The 24990-nt window shown below is 70.7% G+C and carries 24 protein-coding genes; 11 read left to right on the top strand and 13 right to left on the bottom strand.

The window, feature by feature from the left end:
* The first annotated feature begins 6 nt into the window (after nt 1–6).
* Nucleotides 7–876 carry a hypothetical protein gene (locus ACWDEN_RS34480; RefSeq protein WP_450861786.1) on the top strand — a complete coding sequence of 290 codons (870 nt, stop codon included), beginning with the start codon at nt 7–9 and terminating at the stop codon, nt 874–876.
* A 1134-nt stretch (nt 877–2010) separates the two neighbouring features.
* Here the strand turns inward: ACWDEN_RS34480 and ACWDEN_RS34475 are convergent.
* Nucleotides 2011–3831: a BACON domain-containing protein gene (locus ACWDEN_RS34475; RefSeq protein ID WP_450861784.1), complete on the bottom strand. Its 1821-nt coding sequence runs from the start codon at nt 3829–3831 to the stop codon at nt 2011–2013.
* Nucleotides 3832–4028: 197 nt separating this feature from the next.
* Here ACWDEN_RS34475 and radA point away from each other — a divergent pair, with 197 nt between their 5' ends.
* Together radA and disA are read left to right on the top strand one after the other, a co-directional pair.
* Entirely contained in the window at nt 4029–5438 is a 1410-nt protein-coding gene (radA, locus tag ACWDEN_RS34470) for a DNA repair protein RadA (RefSeq protein ID WP_351616450.1), read from the top strand.
* Between the two features lie 81 nt (nt 5439–5519).
* A complete protein-coding gene (gene disA / locus ACWDEN_RS34465) occupies nt 5520–6644 on the top strand; it encodes a DNA integrity scanning diadenylate cyclase DisA (RefSeq protein WP_351616447.1) in 1125 nt (374 codons plus the stop codon).
* 181 nt (nt 6645–6825) lie between these two features.
* Here the strand turns inward: disA and ACWDEN_RS34460 are convergent, their stop codons facing one another.
* On the bottom strand, nt 6826–7641 hold the full coding sequence (locus ACWDEN_RS34460; protein ID WP_450861782.1) for a hypothetical protein: 816 nt from the start codon (nt 7639–7641) through the stop codon (nt 6826–6828).
* 180 nt (nt 7642–7821) lie between these two features.
* Here ACWDEN_RS34460 and ACWDEN_RS34455 point away from each other — a divergent pair, with 180 nt between their 5' ends.
* The 5 genes from ACWDEN_RS34455 to cseC all read left to right on the top strand — a co-directional run bounded on the left by ACWDEN_RS34455 (nt 7822) and on the right by cseC (nt 12262).
* Nucleotides 7822–8697: an A/G-specific adenine glycosylase gene (locus ACWDEN_RS34455; RefSeq protein WP_450861780.1), complete on the top strand. Its 876-nt coding sequence runs from the start codon at nt 7822–7824 to the stop codon at nt 8695–8697.
* 277 nt (nt 8698–8974) lie between these two features.
* Nucleotides 8975–9514 (top strand): SigE family RNA polymerase sigma factor, encoded by a 540-nt coding sequence (locus ACWDEN_RS34450; RefSeq protein WP_031165128.1) that lies wholly within the window; start codon nt 8975–8977, stop codon nt 9512–9514.
* On the top strand, nt 9502–10152 hold the full coding sequence (locus ACWDEN_RS34445) for a hypothetical protein (protein WP_351616438.1): 651 nt from the start codon (nt 9502–9504) through the stop codon (nt 10150–10152). The genes ACWDEN_RS34450 and ACWDEN_RS34445 overlap by 13 nt, the downstream gene beginning before the upstream one ends.
* A gap of 39 nt (nt 10153–10191) precedes the next feature.
* Nucleotides 10192–10896 carry a two-component system response regulator CseB gene (cseB, locus tag ACWDEN_RS34440; protein ID WP_351616436.1) on the top strand — a complete coding sequence of 235 codons (705 nt, stop codon included), beginning with the start codon at nt 10192–10194 and terminating at the stop codon, nt 10894–10896.
* 10 nt (nt 10897–10906) lie between these two features.
* Nucleotides 10907–12262 (top strand): two-component system sensor histidine kinase CseC, encoded by a 1356-nt coding sequence (cseC, locus tag ACWDEN_RS34435; protein WP_351616433.1) that lies wholly within the window; start codon nt 10907–10909, stop codon nt 12260–12262.
* Between the two features lie 24 nt (nt 12263–12286).
* Here the strand turns inward: cseC and ACWDEN_RS34430 are convergent, their stop codons facing one another.
* The 3 genes from ACWDEN_RS34430 to ACWDEN_RS34420 all read right to left on the bottom strand — a co-directional run bounded on the left by ACWDEN_RS34430 (nt 12287) and on the right by ACWDEN_RS34420 (nt 14943).
* Nucleotides 12287–12733 (bottom strand): VOC family protein, encoded by a 447-nt coding sequence (locus tag ACWDEN_RS34430; RefSeq protein WP_228624247.1) that lies wholly within the window; start codon nt 12731–12733, stop codon nt 12287–12289.
* Nucleotides 12730–13236 (bottom strand): helix-turn-helix transcriptional regulator, encoded by a 507-nt coding sequence (locus tag ACWDEN_RS34425; protein WP_351616492.1) that lies wholly within the window; start codon nt 13234–13236, stop codon nt 12730–12732. The genes ACWDEN_RS34430 and ACWDEN_RS34425 overlap by 4 nt, the downstream gene beginning before the upstream one ends.
* A 126-nt stretch (nt 13237–13362) precedes the next feature.
* Nucleotides 13363–14943 (bottom strand): MDR family MFS transporter, encoded by a 1581-nt coding sequence (locus ACWDEN_RS34420; protein WP_351616430.1) that lies wholly within the window; start codon nt 14941–14943, stop codon nt 13363–13365.
* Between the two features lie 123 nt (nt 14944–15066).
* Between ACWDEN_RS34420 and ACWDEN_RS34415 the strand changes: the two genes are divergently transcribed.
* Both ACWDEN_RS34415 and ACWDEN_RS34410 read left to right on the top strand, forming a co-directional pair.
* Entirely contained in the window at nt 15067–15666 is a 600-nt protein-coding gene (locus ACWDEN_RS34415) for a TetR/AcrR family transcriptional regulator (RefSeq protein ID WP_351616428.1), read from the top strand.
* Nucleotides 15667–15917: 251 nt separating this feature from the next.
* Nucleotides 15918–16535: an HAD family acid phosphatase gene (locus ACWDEN_RS34410; protein WP_351616425.1), complete on the top strand. Its 618-nt coding sequence runs from the start codon at nt 15918–15920 to the stop codon at nt 16533–16535.
* A gap of 81 nt (nt 16536–16616) precedes the next feature.
* Here the strand turns inward: ACWDEN_RS34410 and ACWDEN_RS34405 are convergent, their stop codons facing one another.
* Nucleotides 16617–19142, bottom strand: a complete 2526-nt coding sequence (locus ACWDEN_RS34405) for an ATP-dependent Clp protease ATP-binding subunit (protein WP_351616422.1) — start codon at nt 19140–19142, stop codon at nt 16617–16619.
* A gap of 430 nt (nt 19143–19572) precedes the next feature.
* Here ACWDEN_RS34405 and ACWDEN_RS34400 point away from each other — a divergent pair, with 430 nt between their 5' ends.
* Nucleotides 19573–20241: an SCO3374 family protein gene (locus ACWDEN_RS34400; RefSeq protein WP_351616419.1), complete on the top strand. Its 669-nt coding sequence runs from the start codon at nt 19573–19575 to the stop codon at nt 20239–20241.
* Here ACWDEN_RS34400 and ACWDEN_RS34395 read toward each other — a convergent pair.
* From ACWDEN_RS34395 to nadC, 7 genes are all read right to left on the bottom strand, one after another.
* Complete coding sequence (locus ACWDEN_RS34395) at nt 20220–20555, bottom strand: histone-like nucleoid-structuring protein Lsr2 (protein ID WP_067051481.1); 336 nt, start codon at nt 20553–20555, stop codon at nt 20220–20222. The genes ACWDEN_RS34400 and ACWDEN_RS34395 overlap by 22 nt on opposite strands.
* A 203-nt stretch (nt 20556–20758) precedes the next feature.
* Nucleotides 20759–21292 carry an amino-acid N-acetyltransferase gene (locus ACWDEN_RS34390; protein WP_351616415.1) on the bottom strand — a complete coding sequence of 178 codons (534 nt, stop codon included), beginning with the start codon at nt 21290–21292 and terminating at the stop codon, nt 20759–20761.
* A 9-nt stretch (nt 21293–21301) separates the two neighbouring features.
* Complete coding sequence (locus tag ACWDEN_RS34385; RefSeq protein WP_450861801.1) at nt 21302–21751, bottom strand: BlaI/MecI/CopY family transcriptional regulator; 450 nt, start codon at nt 21749–21751, stop codon at nt 21302–21304.
* A gap of 204 nt (nt 21752–21955) precedes the next feature.
* Nucleotides 21956–22135 (bottom strand): hypothetical protein, encoded by a 180-nt coding sequence (locus ACWDEN_RS34380; RefSeq protein ID WP_351616489.1) that lies wholly within the window; start codon nt 22133–22135, stop codon nt 21956–21958.
* Nucleotides 22136–22258: 123 nt separating this feature from the next.
* Complete coding sequence (locus tag ACWDEN_RS34375; protein ID WP_351616486.1) at nt 22259–22930, bottom strand: hypothetical protein; 672 nt, start codon at nt 22928–22930, stop codon at nt 22259–22261.
* 253 nt (nt 22931–23183) lie between these two features.
* The gene (locus ACWDEN_RS34370; RefSeq protein ID WP_351616409.1) at nt 23184–23981 is read right to left on the bottom strand and encodes a type III pantothenate kinase; all 798 of its coding nucleotides are present in this window, start codon (nt 23979–23981) and stop codon (nt 23184–23186) included.
* A gap of 5 nt (nt 23982–23986) precedes the next feature.
* Complete coding sequence (gene nadC, locus ACWDEN_RS34365) at nt 23987–24964, bottom strand: carboxylating nicotinate-nucleotide diphosphorylase (RefSeq protein ID WP_351616406.1); 978 nt, start codon at nt 24962–24964, stop codon at nt 23987–23989.
* Between the last annotated feature and the right edge of the window lie 26 nt (nt 24965–24990).

The following is a 24990-nucleotide window of genomic DNA, read 5'->3' as shown; positions in this document are numbered from 1 at the left end:
GGACATGTGCCAAAGACGAAAAAGGCGAAGGACCACAAATCCTCCACGGGATCGAAGGATTCTGCGCAGGCGAAGGCGTCGTCCGTGTCCAAGAAGTCCACGAAGGCCCAGAAGGCCCCGCAGGTGAGCGACGAGAAGGGGCTCGACTTCGCGCGTGCCTGGGTGGAGTTTCCTGATCCTGCGGACGACGAGCAGGTCTTCCGCTGTGATCTGACATGGCTGACCTCTCGCTGGAACTGCATCTTCGGCAGCGGCTGCCAGGGCATCCAGGCGGGCCGCGCGGACGACGGGTGCTGCTCGCTGGGCGCGCACTTCTCGGACGAGGACGACGAGAAGCGGGTCGCCGAGCATGTGGCACGGCTCACGCCGGAGATCTGGCAGCACCACGCCGAGGGCACCCGGAACGGCTGGGTCTCCAAGGACGAGGAGGGCTCCCGCCAGACCCGTCCCTACCAGGGCTCCTGCATCTTCCAGAACCGGCCCGGCTTCGCCGGCGGCGCGGGCTGCTCGCTGCACATCCTCGCGCTGCGGGAGGGCCGGGAGCCGCTGGAGACCAAGCCGGACGTGTGCTGGCAACTGCCGATCCGGCGGACCTACGACTGGATCGACCGCCCCGACGACACGCGGGTCCTGCAGGTGTCGATCGGCGAGTACGACCGCCGGGGCTGGGGTCCGGGCGGCCACGACCTGCACTGGTGGTGCACCTCGGCGACGTCCGCGCACGGCGCGGGCGACCCGGTGTACGTCTCCTACCGGGCCGAGCTGACGGAACTGATGGGCAAGGCCGGTTACGACCGTCTGGTCGAGCTCTGCGAACAGCGACTGGCGTCCCAGCTGCCCCTGGTGGCCCCGCACCCCGCCGACCCGACCCCGTAACTCCACCACTGAACGCCCCACAGGGCGCCCAGACGGGCACCGGTACTGGCCTCGCTCCCGGCCACACCGGGCCCTGGCACGCTCGGGGGCTTGGCAGTACCGCGGATTCGGGGACTCGGCGACCTCCGGACCGGCAACTCGGCGACGTTCGGACGGGCGGGGCTCGTCGGCCTTCGGGCTGGCGGGGCCCAGCGACCTCCGGACCGGCAGGGCACGGCGGCCTTCGGACGGGCGGGGCTCAGCGACTTCCAGACCGGCAGGGCTAGGGGGCCTTCGGACTGACAGGGCTCGTCGGCCTTCGGGCTGGCGGGGCCCAGCGACCTCCAGACCGGCAGGGCACGGCGGCCTTCGGACTGACAGCTCGGCGGCGTTCGGACTGACAGGGCTCGTCGGCCTTCGGGCTGGCGGGGCCCAGCGACCTCCAGACCGGCAGGGCTCGGGGGCCTTCGGACTGACAGGGCTCGTCGGCCTTCGGGCTGGCGGGGCCCAGCGACTTCCAGACCGGCAGGGCTCGGGGGCCTTCGGACTGACAGGGCTCGTCGGCCTTCGGGCTGGCGGGGCCCAGCGACCTCCAGACCGGCAGGGCACGTCGGCCTTCGGACCGGCAGAGCACTGCGACCTTCGGACTGACAGCTCGGGGGCCTACAGACGGGCAGGGCGCAGCGGCCCCGAGTGCCCGGAGGACCCGGCGGTCTCTGCCCCGAGAGGGCCGCCAGCCGCCCGGGCGCCCGCCGCGTCTCCGGGACGACCGCCGGCGCCCGCCACCGCCGACCGCAGGACCCGACCACCCGGCTCCCCCGGCTCTACCGACTCCCACAGCCCCTGGCACCCCCACCGCCTCGGTCTCCGCCCGCCCCCTCCCGAGCGGCCCGGCCCTGGCGCACACGTCCTGCCCCCGGTCTCCACCCGCCTCCTCCCCAGCGGCACGGGCTCCGCCCCGCCCCTTCGTCCGCCGCGCCTCCCCGGACTCCGCTGTTCACCGCGCTGCCCTCGCCTCTGTGATCGGCAGCCGGACGGCCCCGGCGTACACGATCCGCCTCCGACCACCCCACCAACCCCACACCCAACCTCCCGGACAGGCGGACAGGCGCAGCGCGCGTCCGCTCCCTCCCCCGCCCGCCCCGAATCCCGCCCTCAGCTTCCGGACGGGCTGGGTGTATCGCTGTCCGACGGACTGGGGGTCGGGGTCGGGGTCGGGGAGCCCGGGGGTGAGGTGGGGGCGGTGGGGGTGGACGGGGGGGTGGTCGGCGGGGTCGGGGGGTCGGTGGGGGGTGTGGTGGGCGGAGTGGGGGTGGGGGTGGCGGAGGTCGGGGGTGGTGTGGGGTGCCGGGTGGGGGCCGTGCCGTAGCCGTCGATCGTGACCACCGTGCCGGCCGGGGAGATCGCCACCTGTGCGTTCCAGTGGCCGGAGGGCTCGCGGAGGTGGTCGACGTACACCTTGATCGTCAACGTGCCGCCGGGGACGAGGGTTCCCGCGGACTGGCTGAGGTAGAGCCAGGGCGCCGGGGTGGACGCGGACCAGTGGACCGGGGAGGAGCCGGAGGCGGTGAGGGTGATCACGGTGGTGTCGCCGTCGTTCGCCGCGCTGACGTCGAGCTGCCCGGCGCCTTGGTGACCCGCTCCGGTCACACTGACGACCTCCACGGAGACGTCCGCCTTGCCGTCCTCACCGATGCGCGCGCCGGGCTTCACACTCGCGTTCCCGGCGTTCTCGTAACCGCCGGCCGAGTCGCTGCCGAGGGCGTCGGGCCCCTGGGCCTCGCGCGCGGTGGCGGAGGGGCCGCCGCCGTCCGCGTCCGCCGTCGGCGCGCCCCGGTAGGCGGCCCACAGGGCCAGGACGGGGGCGGCCACGACCGTGGCGACGACCGTCGTCGTCACCGCACGCGCGCGTAGCCGGTCGCGACGGGCCGCGCGGTCCTTGGGGTCCATCGGGAAGCCGCGCCGGTCGAAGCGGGGTGCCGCCGCGCCACGCGCGCGTGGGTGGTGCGCCAGGGCGACGTGCAGTGCCGCCCGGGGGGCCTCCAGGACAGGCAGCTCGGCCGGGGTGACCGTGGCGCCGGGCCAGCGGCCGGGCACGGCGCGCTCGGCGGTCCGGCGGCAGCGCGGGCAGTCGTCGACGTGCCGGACCAGTTCGCGGCGCAGGGCCGTGCTGAGGACCAGCCCGCTGTCCCCCGTGAGGTGGGCCACGCTCGGGCAGCCGCCGGTCTCGACCACGGCGAGGGCCGCGCGGGTGCGCTCGACCTCGCAGGCGGCGGAGGCGAGCAGCTCGCGCGCGGCCGCGGGTTCCATGCCGAGGACGGCGGCGACCTCGTGCGGGGCAAGGTGGTGGCGGACGGCCAGTTCGAGGGCCTCGCGCTGTTCGGGGGTCGTACCGGCCGCCTCCGGCCAGGCGAGCAGAGCCAGTTCGCGGCGCCGCTGTTCCTGGACCTCCGGGGCGACGGGCGGTTCAGGGAGCCGGCTCCCGGCCTGTCTCCCGGCCTGTTTCCCCGCCTGTTTCCCCGCCTGTTTTCCGGCGCGCTCACCGGCCCGTTTTCCGGCCGTCTGGCGGCCCGCCGCGTGGGTGGCCTGACGTTTCTGCTTGGCCTCGGCCAGCTTGCGCAGGCACGCCCAGCGGGCCAGCGCGTACAGCCAGGCCCTGCGGTCGTCGGCGGCCTCCGGGACGCGGTGTCCGCGCCGCTCGGCCAGGGCGAGGACGTCGCCGAGGGCGGCGGTGGCCGCGTCGTGGTCGCACAGCACCGACAGACAGTAGGTGAACAGCCCGTCCAGGTACGGCTCGTAGCGCGCCGGCGGCCGCTGGGCGAGGGTGCGCGCGGCGGCGCGGTCGCGCGCCTCCCGCGCCTCGCGGGCCTCTGCTGCTTCGCGGCCCTCCCGTGCCGCTCGGGCTTCACGCGCCTCGCCGCGCGCCCGGTACGGGCCGGTGGTGCGGGTGGTGGTCTCCGGACTGCTGCTCATCACCCGTGCGACCGTAGGCGGCGGCGAAGTGCCTGTTCTTGAAGCTTGAGCACTTTTAATCCGTACGGGTGAAACGATCCCTCATAAGGGGACAGGAACCCTTTGTTCCGCGGCCGGTTTCCGACGGGTGGTGGCCGATACCGGTTCACCCCCACACGGCCCGGGGACCCGTTGTCAGTGCCGCGGGCTACGGTTTCCGCATGGCTGCCCGTACCAAGACCACCAAGGACCGCCCGTCCTACCGCTGCACCGAGTGCGGCTGGCAGACGGCCAAGTGGCTCGGCCGCTGCCCCGAGTGCCAGGCCTGGGGCACGGTCGAAGAACACGGCGCGCCCGCGGTCCGTACGACGGCACCGGGTCGTGTGACCAACTCCGCGCTGCCCATCGGGCAGGTCGACGGGCGGCAGGCCACCGCGCGCACGACGGGCGTGCCCGAGCTGGACCGCGTGCTGGGCGGCGGCCTGGTGCCCGGCGCTGTGGTGCTGCTCGCGGGCGAGCCCGGCGTCGGCAAGTCCACGCTGCTGCTGGACGTGGCCGCCAAGTCGGCGAGCGCCGAGCACCGCACTCTCTATGTGACCGGCGAGGAGTCGGCGAGCCAGGTGCGGCTGCGCGCGGACCGCATCGGCGCCCTCCACGACGAGCTGTATCTGGCCGCCGAGACCGATCTGTCCGCCGTTCTCGGCCACTTGGACGAGGTCAAACCATCCCTGCTGATCCTGGACTCGGTGCAGACGGTCGCCTCCCCGGAGATCGACGGCGCGCCTGGTGGAATGGCCCAGGTGAGGGAGGTCGCGGGCGCGCTCATCCGCGCCTCCAAGGAGCGCGGGATGTCCACGCTCCTCGTGGGCCACGTCACGAAGGACGGCGCGATCGCGGGCCCGCGCCTCCTCGAGCACCTCGTGGACGTCGTCCTGCACTTCGAGGGCGACCGGCACGCGCGCCTGCGCCTGGTGCGCGGGGTGAAGAACCGCTACGGCGCCACGGACGAGGTCGGCTGCTTCGAGTTGCACGACGAGGGGATCACCGGCCTCGCCGACCCGAGCGGCCTCTTCCTGACCCGTCGCGCCGAGCCGGTTCCCGGCACCTGCCTGACCGTCACCCTGGAGGGCCGCCGCCCGCTGGTGGCCGAGGTGCAGGCGCTGACCGTCGACTCCCAGATCCCCTCCCCGCGGCGTACGACCTCGGGCCTGGAGACCTCCCGGGTGTCCATGATGCTGGCCGTCCTGGAGCAGCGCGGCCGGATCAGCGCGCTCGGCAAGCGGGACATCTATTCGGCGACGGTCGGCGGGGTGAAGCTGTCGGAGCCGGCCGCCGACCTCGCCATCGCCCTCGCGCTGGCCTCCGCCGCCAGCGACACCCCGCTGCCGAAGAACCTGGTCGCGATCGGCGAGGTCGGCCTCGCGGGCGAGGTGAGACGGGTCACAGGCGTGCAGCGCAGGCTCGCCGAGGCGCACCGGCTGGGCTTCACGCACGCGCTCGTGCCGACCGATCCGGGCAAGGTGCCGGCGGGCATGAAGGTCCTGGAAGTCGCCGACATGGGGGACGCGCTGCGGGTGCTGCCACGCTCCCGTCGCCGAGAGGCCCCACGGGAGGCGGAGGACCGCCGGTAGACTTTGCCCTGGTCTCGCCCGTCCGTACGAACCGAGTGCGGGTCACGGGGGCGCGTCAGAACCTGCGACCGGAGGAGTGCAGTGGCAGCCAACGACCGGGCAGCAGCTCCCGGGAAGTCCGGTGGGAGTGCCGGTTCCGATGGCCTGATGCGCGCCTCGCTGAGCGCCGTGGCTCCTGGTACGGCCCTGCGTGACGGCCTCGAGCGCGTGCTGCGCGGCAACACCGGCGGGCTGATCGTCCTCGGCTCGGACAAGACGGTCGAGGCGATGTGCACGGGCGGTTTCGTCCTGGACGTGGAGTTCACCGCCACGCGGCTGCGCGAGCTGTGCAAGCTGGACGGCGGCATCGTGCTGTCGTCGGACCTGTCGAAGATCCTGCGCGCGGGCGTGCAGCTGGTGCCGGACCCGACCATCCCCACGGAGGAGACGGGCACCCGGCACCGTACGGCGGACCGGGTCAGCAAGCAGGTCGGCTTCCCCGTGGTCTCCGTCTCCCAGTCCATGCGCCTGATCGCCCTCTACGTCGACGGTCAGCGGCGCGTCCTGGAGGACTCGGCGGCGATCCTCTCCCGCGCGAACCAGGCGCTGGCCACGCTGGAGCGGTACAAGCTGCGGCTGGACGAGGTGGCCGGGACCCTCTCGGCGCTGGAGATCGAGGACCTGGTGACGGTGCGGGACGTGTCCGCCGTCGCGCAGCGCCTGGAGATGGTCCGGCGCATCGCCACGGAAATCGCTGAATATGTGGTCGAACTGGGCACGGACGGCCGTCTTCTCGCGCTCCAGCTGGAGGAGTTGATCGCCGGGGTCGAGCCCGACCGTGAGCTGGTCGTGCGGGACTATGTTCCCGAGCCGACGGCGAAGCGGTCCCGTACGGTCGAGGAGGCGCTGTCCGAGCTGGACGCGCTGACCCACGCGGAGCTTCTCGAAATGGGCACGGTGGCGCGGGCGCTGGGCTACACGGGCTCTCCGGAGACCCTCGACTCCGCGGTGTCCCCGCGGGGCTTCCGGCTGCTGGCCAAGGTGCCGCGCCTGCCGGGCGCGATCATCGACCGGCTGGTGGAGCACTTCGGGGGCCTGCAGAAGCTGCTCGCCGCGAGTGTGGACGACCTGCAGACCGTGGACGGTGTGGGAGAGGCCCGGGCGCGGAGCGTGCGGGAGGGCCTGTCACGCCTGGCCGAGTCCTCGATTCTGGAGCGCTACGTCTGAGTCCGGCCCTGGGCGCCAACTCCTGGACGTCTCCCCCCACTTGACCGACCTGGAGGAACGGCCGACGAGGGCTGCCCGGTCCAGCGCTGGAGCTGGACCACGGTTCGGGACACCCCCGGCCTCGTCGAGGTCGGGGGTGTCTCCCTCACCGACCGCCTCGGAGAGCCCGCAGAGGCCCGGCTCAGTCGGCCGACAGGACGAAAGACGCCTGTACCTTCCCGAACCCCGGCGCCTTCGCCTCCAGCAGATACGTCCCGGGCTTGGCCGACCCGGCGGTCGGCGTGGCGCAGTGCTGAGCGCTCGGCTTGCGGTCCCACTTCACGGTGTACGTGATGCTCTGCCCCGCCGGCACCCGGAACACCAGGCTGCCCGCGCCCTGGGGACAGTCGGCCGACGACCAGAACGGGCTGCTTCCGTCCGCCGGCGTGATGGTCAACACCGCGTTCTTCGGCCCGAGGTCGACCTTGCAGTCGGCGGACGAGCCGTTCTTCGCGGTGAGTTCGAAGGTCGGCGTCTGGTCCGGCGAGTAGGAGTTGTGCAGACTCCGCAGGCTCAACGTCACCGCCCCGGACGTGCAGTTGGGCAGCGGGGAGGACGCCGGGAGCGCGTCGCCCGTACCGACGTTGCCACCGCCTGAGGCGGAACCCGAGCCGCCGCCCGAGCCGTCACCGGTCCCGGCGGAGCCGGAGGAGCCGTCGCCCGAACCGCTGCCGTCGCCGGAGCCGCTCCCGCCGGAGCCGTCACCGCCCGAATCGCCCCGGCCGCCCGGGTGTTGGCTGATCACGGGCCCGGAGGAGGACGGTCCCGGCGTGATGGTGGGCGCGGGATTCTTGCCGTCGGACCGGCCGGCGTTCTGCTTGCCGCCCCCGCCGCCGCCGGCGGTGACGATCCACGTGATCAGCAGCGCCAACAGGGCGATCACCGACAGCAGTACGACCCTCCTTCGCCAGTAGATGGAGGAGGGAAGCGGCCCGACAGGATTGCGCAGAGATCCCACGGCGCAAACTGTACGAGAGAACTCCGTGCCTGCTTGCCCCACCCGCCGCGCGAGCACCAACTTTTCCGGATCATCATTCCGGCAACTGCCGCGACCCCCAAGGTCCTTCCCTCTTCGCCACCCTGGGTGACCGTGCCGTCACCCGTCATCGACGCCGAGCCGTGGCAGGATCGGAAGGCCATGACTGAGAAGCTGCACACCCCCGTGATCGCCTGGTTCGACGCCCACGCCCGCGACCTCCCCTGGCGCCGCCCGGAGGCGGGCCCGTGGGGCGTGATGGTCAGCGAGTTCATGCTCCAGCAGACCCCGGTCAACCGGGTGCTGCCGGTGTACGAGGAGTGGCTGATCCGCTGGCCGCGTCCCGCGGACCTGGCGAAGGAGGCGCCGGGCGAGGCGGTGCGCGCCTGGGGCCGGCTCGGCTACCCGCGCCGGGCCCTGCGGCTGCACGGCGCCGCGGTGGCCATAACGGAACGGCACGGCGGCGACGTACCGACGGAACACGCACAGCTGCTGGCGCTGCCCGGCATCGGCGAGTACACGGCCGCCGCGGTGGCCTCGTTCGCGTACGGGCAGCGGCATCCGGTACTGGACACGAATGTGCGCCGGGTCTTCGCGCGGGCGGTCACGGGGATGCAGTACCCGCCGAACGCGACCACGGCCGCCGAGCGCAGGCTCGCCCGTGAGCTGCTCCCCGGGGACGAGAAGACGGCCGCGCGCTGGGCCGCGGCCTCCATGGAGCTGGGCGCGCTGGTGTGCACGGCGAAGAACGAGGGGTGCGGGCGGTGTCCGATCGCCGCGCAGTGCGCCTGGCGGCTGGCCGGCAAGCCGGAGCACGTGGGCCCGCCGCGCCGCGGGCAGACGTACGCCGGCACGGACCGGCAGGTGCGCGGCAAGTTGCTCGCCGTACTGCGGGAGGCGCACGCGCCGGTGCCGCAGGCGGTGTTGGACCGGGTGTGGCACGAGCCGGTGCAGCGCGCCCGCGCGCTCGACGGGCTCGTCGCGGACGGTCTGGTGGAGCCGCTGCCGGGCGGTCTGTACCGGCTGCCGCTCAGCTGACGGACAGCCAAGTCACAGCGATCATCGCTCTGTTACGACACCACGAACTCGACAAAGGCCTGCATAAAGGGACATACCGGGCCGCCCGCTTACCCCGTTCCGACGTCCGTTACACAACCGACGGATAGCCGATTGCTAGCCGCAGGCTGGTCCGGACAGCGCCGTGACAACCACTCCCTAACTTCTTTTCCGTGCCCGGCAGACCACCGGACACGGGGAACGAACGCAGGACTTCAGGCACGGAGCCGAAGTGAACGGGGAACGGAGGCGGTTGATCATGGCGCAGGGCGAGGTGCTCGAGTTCGAGGAGTACGTCCGCACACGGCAGGACGCGCTGCTGCGCAGCGCGCGCCGGCTGGTCCCGGACCCGGTCGACGCCCAGGACCTGCTGCAGACGGCGCTGGTGCGGACGTACGGCCGCTGGGAGGGCATCGCGGACAAGCGGCTCGCCGACGCCTATCTGCGCCGGGTCATGATCAACACCCGTACGGAGTGGTGGCGGGCGCGCAAGCTGGAGGAGGTCCCGACCGAGCAGCTGCCGGACGCGTCCGTGGACGACGCCACCGAGCAGCACGCCGACCGGGCCCTGCTGATGGACGTCATGAAAGTGCTCGCGCCGAAACAGCGCAGTGTTGTAGTACTGCGACACTGGGAGCAGATGTCCACGGAGGAGACGGCCGCGGCCCTCGGCATGTCGGCCGGTACGGTCAAGAGCACGCTGCACCGGGCGCTCGCCCGGCTCCGCGAGGAGCTGGAGGCCCGCGATCTGGACGCACGCGCGCTGGAGCGTGAGGAGCGGGAGCGTTGCGCGGCCTGACCGGGGCCGGGCCCGACCGGGCCCGAGGCAGTTCACAGGCGGTGATCGCGGTGGGGGCCGCGCTCACCGCCATCGGCCTTTTCGTCGCCGCGTGCGGCACCGGGGGCACCGGCACCCGGGACGAGGGTCCCGCACACGCGACGGCGATCGCGGGAGCCGTCGCCTCCCCCAGCCCGAGCCCGACCACCGGCTATCGCAAGGTGGACGCGGTCTCACTGCTCAAGAAGGACCCGGCGGTCTCGGCGGCGGTGAAGCGGGAGCTGAAGCCGTGCAGCGGCGACAACTACCCGGTCGAGGTGACCTACGGCGATCTGACCGGCGGGTCCGTCAACGACGTCCTGGTGAACGTGTGGGCCTGCGGTGACTGGGTGGGCATCGGCACCTACGTGTACCGGGACGTCGCGGGGACGTACAAGAATGTGTTCAAGGCGGAGGACTCGCCGGTCGTCTCGGAGATCGACGGCACCGACCTGACCGTGACCAAGCAGGTGTACGACACGAACGACCAGGTCTCGAACCCGTCCCGTGAGACCGTGATCACGTACAGGTGGAAGGAGGGCCGGTTCGCCGAGCGGTACCGGCACGACACCTACTACAGCAGGACCGGCGGCGACGCGGCGGCCCCGACGGACAACTGACCCCCCACACACGCACACACGAGGACTGAGAGCACCGGGATGGCAGACCAGACCCACGTCCTGTTCGTCGAGGACGACGACGTCATCCGCGAGGCCACCCAGCTCGCCCTGGAGCGGGACGGCTTCGCGGTCACCGCCATGCCCGACGGCCTCTCGGGCCTGGAGGCGTTCCGGGCGAACCGCCCCGACATCGCGCTGCTGGACGTGATGGTCCCCGGTCTGGACGGGGTCAGCCTGTGCCGTCGTATCCGGGACGAGTCGACCGTGCCGGTGATCATGCTGTCGGCGCGCGCCGACTCCATCGACGTCGTCCTCGGTCTGGAGGCGGGCGCCGACGACTATGTGACCAAGCCGTTCGACGGCGCCGTGCTGGTCGCGCGGATCCGAGCCGTGCTGCGGCGCTTCGGGCACGCAGGCGGCGGCGACCGGACCGAGGCGGCCGAGGACACGGTGACCGGTGGCGCACTCACCTTCGGGGACCTGGAGATCGACACCGAGGGCATGGAGGTGCGCAGGGCCGGGCAGCCGGTCGCGCTCACCCCGACCGAGATGCGGCTGCTGCTGGAATTCTCCTCGGCGCCGGGCACCGTGCTCTCCCGTGACAAGCTGCTGGAGCGGGTCTGGGACTACGGCTGGGGCGGGGACACCCGGGTCGTGGACGTGCATGTGCAGCGGCTGCGCCAGAAGATCGGCCAGGACCGGATCGAGACGGTCCGCGGCTTCGGCTACAAGCTGAAGGCCTGAGCGGGGCGGCATGCGGGGGATCCTTCGGTACCCGGTCCGGCGTATGGAGCGGGCGGGCCTGCACACCGGGCTCAGATGGAAGCTCAGCGCGGCGATCGCGCTCGTGGCCGGCCTGGTGGCGATCGTGCTGAGCCTGGTCGTGCACAACGCGGCCCGGGTCTCGATGCTCGACAACGCACGCGACCTGGCCAACCAGCGCGTCCAGTACGCGCAGCACAACTACGAGGCGAGCCGGCGGCCGAACTTCCCCAACATCAAGCTCGACGACCCCGAGCTGCCGGAGCCACTGCGCGAGAAGGTGGAGCGGGGCAGGAAGGCCAGCGACGTCATCGACCACGACGGGGTGCCGGACATCTGGTCGGCCGTGCCGACCAAGGACGGGCATGTGCTGTCCCTGCACACCCATATGCCCGACCGTTCCACCGACGTGATGAAGGACCTCGACCAGGCGCTGGTCATCGGCTCCATCGCGGTCGTGTTCGGCGGCAGTGCGCTCGGTGTGCTGATCGGCGGGCAGCTGTCCGGGCGGCTGCGCAAGGCGGCGGCCGCCGCGAACCAGGTCGCCAGGGGCGAGACCGACGTCCGGGTGCGGGAGGCCATCGGCGGGGTCGTACGGGACGAGACCGACGACCTGGCGCGCGCGGTGGACGCCATGGCGGACGCGCTCCAGCAGCGCCTGGAGGCCGAGCGGCGGGTCACCGCCGACATCGCGCACGAGCTGCGCACCCCTGTGACGGGCCTGCTCACGGCCGCCGAACTGCTGCCTCCCGGCCGCCCCACGGAACTGGTACTGGACCGGGCGAAGGCGATGCGCACGCTCGTCGAGGACGTCCTGGAGGTGGCCCGCCTGGACGGCGCCTCGGAGCGGGCGGAGCTGCAGGGCCTCATGCTCGGCGAGTTCGTCACCCGGCGCGTGGCCGCCAAGGACCCGGAGATCGAGGTACGGGTGGTGCACGAGTCGGAGGTCACCACCGACCCGCGCCGGCTGGAGCGGGTGCTGTTCAACCTGCTCGCCAACGCCGCCCGGCACGGCAGGCCGCCGATCGAGGTGACCGTCGAGGGCCGGGTCATCCGGGTCCGCGACCACGGTCCGGGCTTCCCCGAGGAACTCCTCGCCGAGGGGCCGAGCCGCTTCCGCACCGGCAGCAAGGACCGGGCCGGTACGGGGCACGGGCTGGGCCTGACCATCGCCGCGGGCCAGGCCCGGGTGCTCGGTGCCCGGCTGACGTTCCGCAACGTACGGCACGCCGGGGCCCCCGACGGCGTCCCCGCCGACGGTGCGGTGGCGGTGCTGTGGCTGCCGGAACACGCGCCCACCGCCACGGGCAGTTATCCGACGCTGCCGTTGTCGGGGGGCGCGGGCTGAGCGCCGTCCCGAGCCGTCAGGCGCTCAGCAGGCCCAGTCCCGCTCCAGGTCCAGGCCTCCCTCCCGCCGCTGGGTGAAGGAGAACCAGTTGCCGGAGTCGTCCCGGAAGAGCGCCTCCGTGCCGTACGGCCGCTCCTGGGGCTCCTGAAGGAACTCCACCCCGCGCTCCTTGAGCTTCTTGTAGTCGCCGTGGATGTCGTCCGTCGCCAGCACGCCGGCGCCGAGCGCCCCCTTGGCGACGAGCTTGCGCATCATCTCGGCGGACTCGGGGTCCATCGCGGGCGGCCCCGGCACCATGAGCGTCAGCTCCACGTCGGGCTGGCCGGGGGCGCCGACGGTGAGCCAGCGCATGCCGCCCTCCCCCATGGTCATGTCCGTACGGACCTCGAGACCCAGCTTCTGGGTGTAGAACTCCTTGGCCCGGTCCTGGTCCAGGACCCAGACGGTCGTGATGGCAAGCCCCTTGATCATGGATCTGCTCTCCTGTCGGTGGTGCTGATGACGTCGGCGGTACCGTCCGCCGGGGCGGACTCCCCTTCGTCACCGTAGGCAGGGCCGGCCCCGGAGCGCTTCTCCGATCTTGCGGTGCTGAATCCGCCGGCCCAGAGCATGGCGTAGCACCCGGGTATCAGCGAGGCCCCGCGCCCCACGTGCCGTGCGCGGTACTCGCTCGGGGTGAGCCCGGTGCGGGCCTTGAAGCGGGCGGAGAACGTGCCGAGGCTGCTGAAGCCGACCAGTGTGCAGATCTCGGTCACGGTGAGGTTGGCACAGCGCAGCATCTCCTCGGCCCGCTCGATCCGGCGGTGGGTCAGATACTGGCCCGGCGTCTCGCCGTAGACCTCCTTGAAGGCCCGCAGGAAGTGATACCGCGAGTACCCGGCGCACGCCGCCACGGCGTCCAGATCGAGACCGGGGTCCGCCCAGTCCCGGTCCATCGCGTCCTTGGCCAGACGCAGCCGCCGCACCTTGTCCATGTGGTCGATGGTCACACGGGGCACTGACAACGGCGCTGACCAGCTCGGACAGGCAAAGCAAAGACCCCGGGGGCGGACACCGACCCGGGGTCTTCGGTACAGGCGGGGCTCAGACGCAGGCCGGGCTCAGACGGCCTCGACGACCTGCATCGGAGCCGCGTCCTCGCCGCTCTCCGCCGAAGGCGCCCCGCTCTTGAGCGGCACCTCCTTCACGAACAGCGCCGCGACCAGCACGATCACCGCGATCCCGGCGCCCAGCAGGAACGCCGAGTGGGTGCCGGCGGACACCGCGTGCTGGTACGCCTCCCGCGCCACCGCGGGCAGCTGCTTCAGGTGCTTCGCGTCCAGCTGCGCGGACTTCTCGGTGATCCTGGAGCCCACCGAGCCGGCCCGCTCGGCCATGACGTGCTGGACGCGGTTGTTGAACAGCGCGCCCATGATGGCCACACCGAAGGAGGAGCCGAGCGTGCGGAAGAGGGTCGTGGACGAGGACGCGACGCCCATGTCCTTCATCTCCACGCTGTTCTGCGCCACCAGCATGGTGATCTGCATCAGGCAGCCCATGCCCAGACCCAGCACCGCCATGTAGATGCCGGAGGTCAGCCGGGTCGTACCCGTGTCCATCATCGAGAGCAGATACAGCCCGACGATCATCAGTGCACCGCCGACGATCGGGAAGATCTTGTAGCGGCCGCTGTTGGTGGTGACCCGGCCCGCGACCATCGAGGTCACGAGCATCGCGCCGAGCATCGGCAGGAGCAGCAGACCGGAGTTGGTCGCGGAGGCACCCTGCACCGACTGCTGGTAGAGCGGCAGGTAGAGCGTGGCGCCGAACATCACGAAGCCGGTGATGAAGCCGATGACGGACATCAGGGTGAAGTTGCGGCTGCGGAACATGTGCAGCGGTACGACCGGCTCGGCGGCCCTGGCCTGCCACCACACGAAGCCGATCAGCGCGACGACGCCGATGCTGGTCAGCTCCATGATCCGGGCGGAGGTCCAGGCGTACTCGGTGCCGCCCCAGGTGGTGACCAGCACGATCGCGGTGATGCCGATGGTCAGCAGGGCGACGCCCTGGTAGTCGATGCGCGCCCGCGCCCGCTTCTTGGGCAGGTGCAGCACGGCGCTGACCAGGGCCAGAGCCACGGCACCGAGCGGCAGGTTGATGTAGAAGGACCAGCGCCAGCCCCAGTTGTCGGTGATGGTGCCGCCGACCAGGGGGCCGCCGATCATCGCGAGCGCCATGACGCCGGCCATCATGCCGGTGTACTTGCCGCGCTCCCGCGGCGGGATCAGATCGCCGATGATCGCCATGACGCCGACCATCAGACCGCCGGCGCCCAGGCCCTGCACGGCCCGGAAGCCGATGAGCTCGCCCATGTTCTGGGCCATGCCGCTGAGGGCCGAGCCGATCAGGAAGATCACGATCGAGGTGAGGAAGGAGCCCTTGCGCCCGTACATGTCACCGACCTTGCCCCAGATCGGGGTGGAGGCCGCGGTGGCCAGGGTGTAGCCGGTGACCACCCAGGACAGGTGTGCCAGGCCACCCAGATCGCCCACGATCGTCGGCATCGCCGTACCCACGATCATGTTGTCGAGCATCGCGAGCATCATCGCGATCATGAGGGCGAGCAGGACCACCCGCACGCTCTTGGGCTGTTTGCCCTCCGGTTTGCTGTCCATGACGCTTTCGACCGTGTCCGCCATCTCTTCCCATTCCCCCACGGCGGCCACTTACTTGCCGCCCGGCTAGTTCACTACACTGGAAAAGTAGACCTGCCACTAGCCGGGCGTCAAGTAAGTTTCCGCGGGAGCGCGAGGAGTACGAGGATGGGCGTCACCATGGACGGCACCAAGCAGCAGCGCCGCGGCAACACCCGCCAGCGCATCCAGGACGTCGCGCTCGAACTCTTCGCGGAACAGGGCTACGAGAAGACCTCCCTGCGCGAGATCGCCGAGCGTCTCGACGTCACGAAGGCAGCCCTGTACTACCACTTCAAGACGAAGGAAGAGATCATCGTCAGCCTCTTCGAGGATCTGACGAAACCGATCGGGGACCTGATCGAGTGGGGCCGCAGCCAGCCGCACACCCTGGAGACCAAGCAGGAGATGATGCGGCGCTACAGCCTCGTGCTGACCGGCGCCGAACCGCTCTTCCGCTTCATGCACGACAACCAGGGCACCGTCCGGGACCTGCGCATCGGTGACATCTTCAAGGACCGGATGCGCGAACTGCGGGACATCCTCATCGACCCGGAGGCCGAACTCGTCGACCAGGTGCGCTCGGTCAGCGCGATGTTCACCCTGCACGCGGGGATGTTCCTGATGCAGGACCTCGAAGGCGACTCCGAGAAGAGGCGCGAGGCCGTGCTCGAAGTCGCCCTGGACCTCGTCACCCAGGCGCACCGGCACGCCGGTCGGCAGGACTGACCCGGAGGCCGACGCGCTTGCCGCACACGAAGTGCGGGTGCGGGCCCCGGAGTTGAAGTCCAATCCTTGGCAGCCGATGTCACGTGTGCGGCTTGCCGCCGGGCCCGCACACCGGCGGCAGAGGGAAATGTGACGCACACCTCTGGCCACCTACCGTTCAGTAACCCTACGGTTCCCCTCACGCCACCCTCACCTCAGATCATGCCCCTGACATTTCAGGTACACGTACGGACGTGAGAGGACCCCCACCGATGACCAGACGCCCCTGGGCGCTCCGTATATCCGCAACCGCCGTCTCCGTGGCCGCCCTGGCCGCGATGGCCGCCCCGGCCCAGGCAGCGGACGACACGGCGACCACCAGCAGTTCCGCCGCCAAGGTCGACTACGCCACCTGGCAGAAGGACTGCCAGGCCGTGATGGACCAGGCCCTGCCGTACGTGAAGGAGCGGATCGCCGACGCGAAGCCGGGCGAGAAGCAGGCGATCGTCTTCGACATCGACAACACCACGCTGGAGACCGACTTCGGCTTCAGCTACCCGCAGCCGGCCAACAAGCCCGTCCTGAACGTCGCGAAGTACGCCCAGGAGCACGGCGTCTCGCTGTTCTTCGTCACGGCCCGCCCGGGCATCATCTACCTGCCCACCGAGTACAACCTCGAATACGACGGCTACGACGTCTCCGGCCTCTATGTGCGCGGCCTGTTCGACCTGTTCAAGGATGTCGCCGCCTACAAGACCGCCCAGCGCGTCGACATCGAGAACAAGGGCTACACCATCATCGCGAACATCGGCAACAGCGCCACCGACCTCTCCGGCGGCCACGCCGAGAAGACCTTCAAACTGCCGGACTACAACGGGCAGTTGTCGTAGGCCACGGCTTTCGCAGGCATGCGAGAGGGGGCCGGTGCTGGCAGCACCGGCCCCCTTTCGTTCGGCTGTTCCGCCGGAGGCTTACGCCTCCTTGCTCAGATTCGGCCCCGCACCGCCGGCCGCCTGCTCGATCGGCGGGACGTCCGGCAGTGCCGACTTCTCCTCGCCGCGGAAGGTGAAGGTCTGGGCGTCGCCCTCGCCCTCGGTGTCCACGACCACGATGTGACCGGGACGCAGCTCGCCGAAGAGGATCTTCTCCGAGAGCGTGTCCTCGACCTCGCGCTGGATCGTGCGGCGCAGCGGACGCGCGCCCAGCACCGGGTCGTAACCCTTCTTGGCCAGCAGCTCCTTGGCGGACTGGGAGAGCTCGATGCCCATGTCCCGGTCCTTCAGGCGCTCGTCCACCTTGCTGATCATCAGGTCGACGATCCGCAGGATGTCCTGCTGCGTCAGCTGCGGGAAGACGACCACGTCGTCCACGCGGTTGAGGAACTCGGGGCGGAAGTGCTGCTTGAGCTCGTCCGACACCTTGTTCTTCATGCGCTCGTAGTTGGTCTTCGTGTCACCCGCGGCGGCGAAGCCCAGGTTGAAGCCCTTGGAGATGTCCCGCGTGCCGAGGTTGGTCGTCATGATGATGACCGTGTTCTTGAAGTCCACGACCCGGCCCTGGGAGTCGGTCAGGCGACCGTCCTCCAGGATCTGCAGCAGCGAGTTGAAGATGTCCGGGTGAGCCTTCTCGACCTCGTCGAAGAGGACGACGGAGAACGGCTTGCGGCGGACCTTCTCGGTCAGCTGGCCGCCCTCTTCGTACCCCACGTATCCGGGCGGGGAACCGAAGAGACGCGACACCGTGTGCTTCTCGCTGAACTCCGACATGTCGAGGGAGATCAGCGCGTCCTCGTCGCCGAAGAGGAACTCGGCGAGCGCCTTGGACAGCTCGGTCTTACCGACACCGGACGGGCCGGCGAAGATGAACGAACCACCCGGACGCTTCGGGTCCTTCAGGCCCGCGCGCGTACGGCGGATCGCCTTCGACAGCGCCTTGACGGCGTCCACCTGGCCGATGACCCGCTTGTGGAGCTCGTCCTCCATGCGCAGCAGGCGGCTGGACTCCTCCTCGGTGAGCTTGAAGACCGGGATGCCCGTGGCCGTGGCCAGCACCTCGGCGATCAGCTCGCCGTCGACCTCGGCGACGACGTCCATGTCGCCGGCCTTCCACTCCTTCTCCCGCTTGGTCTTGGCGGCGAGGAGCTGCTTCTCCTTGTCGCGCAGGGAGGCGGCCTTCTCGAAGTCCTGCGAGTCGATCGCGGACTCCTTGTCCCGGCGGACGGCGGCGATCTTCTCGTCGAACTCGCGCAGGTCCGGCGGAGCGGTCATCCGGCGGATGCGCATCCGGGAACCGGCCTCGTCGATCAGGTCGATCGCCTTGTCCGGCAGGAAGCGGTCGGAGATGTACCGGTCGGCCAGGGTGGCCGCCTGGACGAGGGCCTCGTCGGTGATGGAGACGCGGTGGTGCGCCTCGTACCGGTCACGGAGACCCTTGAGGATCTCGATGGTGTGCGGCAGGGACGGCTCGGCGACCTGGATGGGCTGGAAGCGGCGCTCCAGGGCCGCGTCCTTCTCCAGGTGCTTGCGGTACTCGTCCAGCGTGGTCGCACCGATGGTCTGCAGCTCGCCGCGGGCCAGCATCGGCTTCAGGATGGAAGCCGCGTCGATGGCGCCCTCGGCGGCACCCGCACCGACCAGCGTGTGCAGCTCGTCGATGAACAGGATGATGTCGCCGCGGGTGCGGATCTCCTTGAGCACCTTCTTCAGGCGCTCCTCGAAGTCACCGCGGTAGCGGGAGCCGGCGACCAGGGCGCCGAGGTCCAGCGTGTAGAGGTGCTTGTCCTTGAGCGTCTCGGGCACCTCGCCCTTGACGATGGCCTGGGCGAGGCCCTCGACGACGGCGGTCTTGCCGACGCCGGGCTCACCGATCAGCACCGGGTTGTTCTTGGTACGGCGGGACAGCACCTGCATGACCCGCTCGATCTCCTTCTCGCGCCCGATGACCGGGTCGAGCTTGGACTCACGAGCGGCCTGGGTGAGGTTCCGGCCGAACTGGTCCAGGACGAGAGAGGTCGAGGGGGTGCCCTCGGCCGGGCCGCCCGCGGTGGCGGTCTCCTTGCCCTGGTAACCGGAGAGCAGCTGGATGACCTGCTGCCGCACCCGGTTGAGGTCTGCGCCCAGCTTGACCAGGACCTGGGCGGCGACGCCCTCGCCCTCGCGGATCAGGCCGAGCAGGATGTGCTCCGTGCCGATGTAGTTGTGGCCCAGCTGAAGGGCCTCGCGGAGCGACAGCTCCAGGACCTTCTTGGCACGGGGGGTGAAGGGGATGTGCCCGGACGGGGCCTGCTGGCCCTGACCGATGATCTCCTCCACCTGCTGGCGGACCGCCTCAAGCGAAATGCCGAGGCTCTCCAGGGCCTTAGCGGCGACACCTTCGCCCTCGTGGATGAGACCCAGGAGGATGTGCTCGGTGCCGATGTAGTTGTGGTTGAGCATCCGGGCTTCTTCCTGAGCCAGGACGACAACCCGCCGCGCGCGGTCGGTGAACCTCTCGAACATCGTTAATCGCTCCTCAGAGCGGTCAGGCAGTGGGGGGAACTTCCCCTCCCTGTCCTTCCGCAGCTTAGTCCCGCAAGCGGGGACCGCTCATTCCAACTGCCGACACCGTCGATGGCCTCCTGACCCCTGACGCCGACATCTGCTCCAACCCGATGGTGCGAGACGATGTTCCCGCAGGCCAGGCAGTTACCCCCATCGTCAGTACGCCGATGGCGAACGTGAGACGGGCCGTCCTGCGTGTCGCCCCCTCCCACTAGGCATGTCTTACCCGCTGGGACTGACACTCCATGCGGCGCGCACCGGTTCCCTCCGCTATGGGCGAACAACCTTGCGCCTCCCCGCACCCCCGCGCGCCCCCTCTTTCGGCACTCTGCGCGATCGATCTCACACCCAGCGTAACCTCCCGGTCGCTCCGGCGGTTGCCCTTGGCATGGTTGGCTCGGTCCCCATGGCCTCAACAGTTCCTCTTCCCCGTCGCCCGCTGGATCCGGACGTACCGGACCTCGGTGATCTTCCGGATGTCCCAGATGTCCCGGATACCCGGGTCCGGCACTGGTATGAGAACGATCTGGGCTGGGCGACAGTGCCCGGACGGCCGCTGCGGTTGCTCACGGGGGTGCGATTCGACGTCCTGGACGTGCCGGCCGAGGCGGGCGCGGGGGCGCTCCGGCATCTCGCGCCGGGCTCTCCGGTGGCCCTTCGGGGCGACCGGATGGAGCTGCTGGTGGCCGCGGGCAGCGCGGAGGAGCTGCCGGGGCTGCTGGACTGGCTGGAGTGGAGCGCCGTGGCCCTCGACCTGCGGGTCCTGGGGGCGGGCGACGCGATGGGGGCACCGGTCCCCCCGACGAACGTGTCCGAAGGGGGCGTGCGCCCCGGGTCCGTGCAGGGGGCCGCCGTATGGCTGCGGCCCCCTGGGCCCGGATGCGAGGTCGAGGCCTCGCTGCCGGCGATGCCGGCCATGGGGCGCGAGAGGAGCGCCCCCGATCTCGTACGACTGCTGGACACGGTGGCAGCGCAGTGTCACCGCGTCCGGCTGCGGCGCCCGCGCACGGGACTGCCGGCCGCCTGTCGGCGGGATCAGCCGTTGGCCTTCTCGTAGGCCTCGCGAATGGATGCGGGAACCCGACCGCGGTCATTGACCTCGTAACCGTTCTCCTTCGCCCAGGCGCGGATCGCCGCGGTGTCCTGGCTGCCACCGGAAGCGGCACGCGCCTTTCCGCGTCCGCCCGACGCACGGCCACCGGTGCGGCGCCCGCCCTTCACGTACGGGTCGAGAAGGCCGCGCAGCTTGTCCGCATTGCCGGTCGTGAGATCGATCTCGTACGTCTTGCCGTCCAGCGCGAACGTCACGGTCTCGTCCGCCTCGCCGCCGTCGAGGTCGTCGACAAGAAGGACCTGAACCTTCTGTGCCACCGGATTTCCTTTCATCGATAACGTTGAGGACCGGGGCTGCGCGGTGTCCGCCGTTTCGCCGCCCCTGTTATATGCAGTACTGCAGTACGTCGGAAAGCAAACCGCTTTTGCCGGAAAAACACAAACCCCTGGGAGAGGGCCGACGGAGCGGCCCCGTCCGGAAACATGCGCGTTTCGGACATAGGGCACCTGGGCAATGACGATCACAGATGCAGAAGCATCCGGCTGTTGCCCAAGGTGTTCGGTTTCACTCGTTCGAGACCCAGGAACTCCGCGACGCCCTCGTCATAGGAACGCAACAGCTCCGCGTACACATCGGTGTCGACCGGTGTCTCCCCGATCTCCACGAAGCCGTGCTTCCCGAAGAAGTCCACTTCGAAGGTCAGGCAGAAAACCCGGCGAACGCCGAGCCAGCGCGCGGTCTGCAGCAACTTCCCCAGCAACTGATGGCCGACGCCGGCGCCCTTGAGGCCGGGCTTCACCGCGAGAGTGCGGACTTCCGCGAGGTCCTCCCACATGACGTGCAGCGCACCGCAGCCGACCACCTCGGCGTTGTCGTCACGTTCCGCGACCCAGAACTCCTGGATGTCCTCGTAAAGCGTGACCGTGGCTTTGTCGAGCAGGATGCGGTCGCGGACGTAGGCGTCGAGGAGGCGGCGCACGGCCGGGACATCGCTGGTCCGGGCGCGCCGGACCGTGATGGCTTTTGCGGAGACTTCGGGACGCTCTGCTGACATGAGCGGACGCTATCGCCCGTCCGCGTCCGGCGCCGAGCCGGGGTTCTCCTCTTCCCGGGCTTCGGGCGCTTCCTGTTCCGGGGCTTCCTGTTGTGCGGCTTGCTGTTGCCGCGCTTCCGGGGCTTGAACGGTTTCCGGGCCCTGGACGATGCGTACGGCGTCCCGGAGGGCCTGGCGCTGTTCCTCGCTCATCATGCCGAAGAAGGCGACAAGAGCGGCGGCCGGGTTGTCGCTCTGCGACCAGGCGTCGTTCATGAGGGCGGCGGCGTACGCGGCTCGCGTGGAGACGGCCTCATATCGATAGGCCCGCCCTTCCGCCTCGCGGCGCACCCAGCCCTTCTGATGGAGATTGTCCAAAACGGTCATCACGGTGGTGTACGCGATGGAGCGTTCCTGCTGGAGGTCTTCCAGGACTTCTCGAACGGTCACCGGGCGGTTCCACTTCCACACCCGCGTCATGACCGCGTCTTCGAGTTCTCCCAATGGGCGAGGCACAGCTCAGAACAATAGTGGGAGATCCGGGCAATGGCGTGCCGGACGTGCACTAAACCCATGAACCGGAACAAAAAGGGCGCACAGCCCGAAGTCGTACGGCGATAGCGCACAGTGACGGCGAGAGCCGCGGGCAGGTGCGCGGAAGGGAGCGAGGTCCGGCGGGCAGACTCAGGCGTCGCCGCCGGCGGAGGCCTTGCCCACGCTCTCCGCGCGCGCGAGGGCGGCGTCGACGGCCGCGTCCTCCTTGGCCTTGGCGGCTCCGCCCTGGGTCTTCACGATCACCCTGACCACACCGATGAAGAACACGGCCATCACGACCGGAGGCACGAGCGCGGAGACGTAGTCCATGCCCACCAGAGTAGCCACGGGACGACACCCGGAAGGCGCGGGGTGCGCACACACCACCCGGCCGTGACTGCCGTACCGGCGGTGCGGGTGGGAACGCGGGTTCCGGCCGTGGGCCGTAGGCGGTCAGCCGGCGGCCAGTTGGCGGGTTTCGGCCGGGCTCTGAGGAGGCGTGGGCTTGCGGCGGGGGAAGACCTCGCCCGGCGTCGGAATGGGCCGCTTCGGCGCCGCCGGCTCCGTGCCGGGCCGCTCCCCGGGCGTCGGTGCGGGTTTCGGCGCCGGCTTCTGCGGAGGCTTCTGGACGGGCTTCTGAGGCTCTCCGGCCTGTTCCTCGGCCTGGAACACCCCGCACGCCCCTCCGCCGCCCTGAAGGGCCAGCAGGCGGGTGCGCGAGGGCGGTACGGCGGGTGCCGGCACCCTGCGCGCGCCCTGCGCGAACCGGGCTCGTACGTCGTGCTCCGCCAGCGCCTGGCAACGGTCCAGCAGCGCCGCCGCGACCGGGTTGCCGCGCAGCGCCCGCAGCGCGGCAAGATCGTCCGGCGTCGGCCGGTGCCCGGCCCCCAGCGCCTCCTCCAGGAGGGTGAGGTAGCCGGCGGCGGTACCCGGCAGCGCCGCCCGGTACCGGCCGAGGTCGGCCACCAGGAACGCGCGCAGTCTCGCCCCCTCGCGCTGCGCCTCGTCGAGCGACTCGGCGAGCCGGTAGCAGTCCTTGACGTCCTCGGCGGACGCTTGGCCGGGGTGAAGGGCGAGGGCGAGGGCGCGGCGGAGCACACGCAGCTCCTCCACGCCGAACGCCATGCCGCCGCGGGATCCGTATGGCGTGGGCATGCGGCGACGCTACCGCTAATCGGACAAAAGTGACGGATCGGGATGATTTTTCGCCGCGTGTCGCTCCCGGTTTCCCTCGACCGGGGCTACGGCACGCGCGCGTGGAGCGGGGGAACCGGGCGGGAAACCGTAAGGGGAACGCGGGGAGGGAAACCCGGGCGCGCAAAACCGGGTGCGAAAAACCGGGTGCGAGAACCGGCGCCCCGCACAGGCGCCGGTCACCTCACAGCCGCGACACGTTCCGCTCGTACACCAGCCGCAGCCCGATCAGCGTCAGCCAGGGCTGGTGCTCGTCGATCACGGACGACTCCCCCAGCACCATCGGCGCGAGCCCGCCCGTGGCGATCACCGTCACGTCGTCCGGGTCGTCGGCCAGCTCGCGCGCCATCCGGCTGACGACCCCGTCGACCTGCCCCGCGAAGCCGTACACGATGCCGGCCTGCATGGCCTCCACCGTGTTCTTGCCGATCACGCTGCGCGGCCGGGCCACCTCGATCTTCCGCAGCTGCGCACCCTTGACGCCGAGTGCCTCCACGGAGATCTCGATGCCGGGCGCGATGACCCCGCCGACGTACTCCCCACGCGCGGAGATCGCGTCGAACGTGGTCGCCGTACCGAAGTCGACGACGATCGCCGGGCCGCCGTACAGGTCGACGGCCGCGACCGCGTTGATGATCCGGTCCGCGCCGACCTCCTTGGGGTTGTCGGTGAGGATCGGCACGCCCGTCTTCACGCCCGGCTCGACCAGGACGGCGGGAACGTCACCGTAGTAGCGCCGGGTGACCTCGCGCAGCTCGTGCAGCACCGACGGGACGGTCGCGCAGATCGCGATGCCGTCGATGCCGTCGCCCAGCTCCTCGCCGAGCAGCGGGTGCATGCCCATCAGACCCTGGAGCAGCACCGCCAGCTCGTCCGCCGTGCGGCGCGCGTCCGTGGAGATGCGCCAGTGCTCGACGATGTCCTCGCCGTCGAACAGGCCGAGGACGGTGTGCGTGTTGCCGACGTCGATCGTGAGGAGCATCGCGGTTACTCCGCCTCGCGCAGGTCGAGGCCGATGTCCAGGATCGGCGAGGAGTGGGTGAGCGCGCCGACGGCCAGGAAGTCCACGCCCGTGTCGGCGTACACGCGCGCGATGTCGAGCGTGAGCCGGCCGGAGGCCTCCAGCAGGGCCCGGCCGCGGACGATCCCGACGGCCTCCGCGCACTCGTCGGGCGTGAAGTTGTCCAGGAGGATCAGGTCCGCTCCCGCCTCGACTACCTCGCGCAGCTGGTGCAGGGTGTCGACCTCGACCTCGATCGGCACCTCCGGGAAGGCCTCCCGTACGGCCTTGAAGGCCTGCGCGACGCCGCCGGCGGCGACCACGTGGTTGTCCTTCACCAGAGCCGCGTCGGACAGCGACATACGGTGGTTGACGCCGCCGCCGCATCGGACGGCGAACTTCTCCAGCGAGCGCAGACCCGGGGTCGTCTTGCGGGTGTCCCGGACCCTGGCCTTGGTGCCCTCCAGCGCGTCCGCCCACGCGCGCGTGGCGGTCGCGATGCCGGACAGGCGGCACAGGATGTTCAGCGCGCTGCGCTCGGCCGTCAGCAGGTCACGCGTCCGCGTGGTGACCGACAGCAGCTTCTGCCCGGCCTCGACGCGGTCGCCGTCCTCGACGTGCCGCTCGACCTCGAACTCGTCCGTGCAGACCACGGAGAGCACGGCCTCGGCGACCCTGAGGCCCGCCACGACGCCCCCCTCGCGCGCGGTGAAGTCGCCGGTGGCGGTGGCGTCCTCCGGGATGGTCGAGACGGTCGTCACGTCCACGCCACCGTCCAGGTCCTCCTGGATGGCGACATTGGCGATGTCCTCGACCTCGATCGGGTCGAGCCCGGCGGCGGCCAGCAGCTCGGCGAGCGCGGGGTCGAGCCCGCTCTCCAGGTACTCCTCGTCGCCGTCCGCGCTACAGGCGCAGCCGTCGCCGCAGCCACCGGTCGGGGCGAGGGGAAGGTCGTCGGTGCTCACGTCTGTCACTGCTCCTGAGGCGCTGG

It is taken from the genome of Streptomyces sp. NPDC001153 (assembly GCF_053598315.1).
This window is presented reverse-complemented; position numbering and strand designations above follow the sequence as displayed.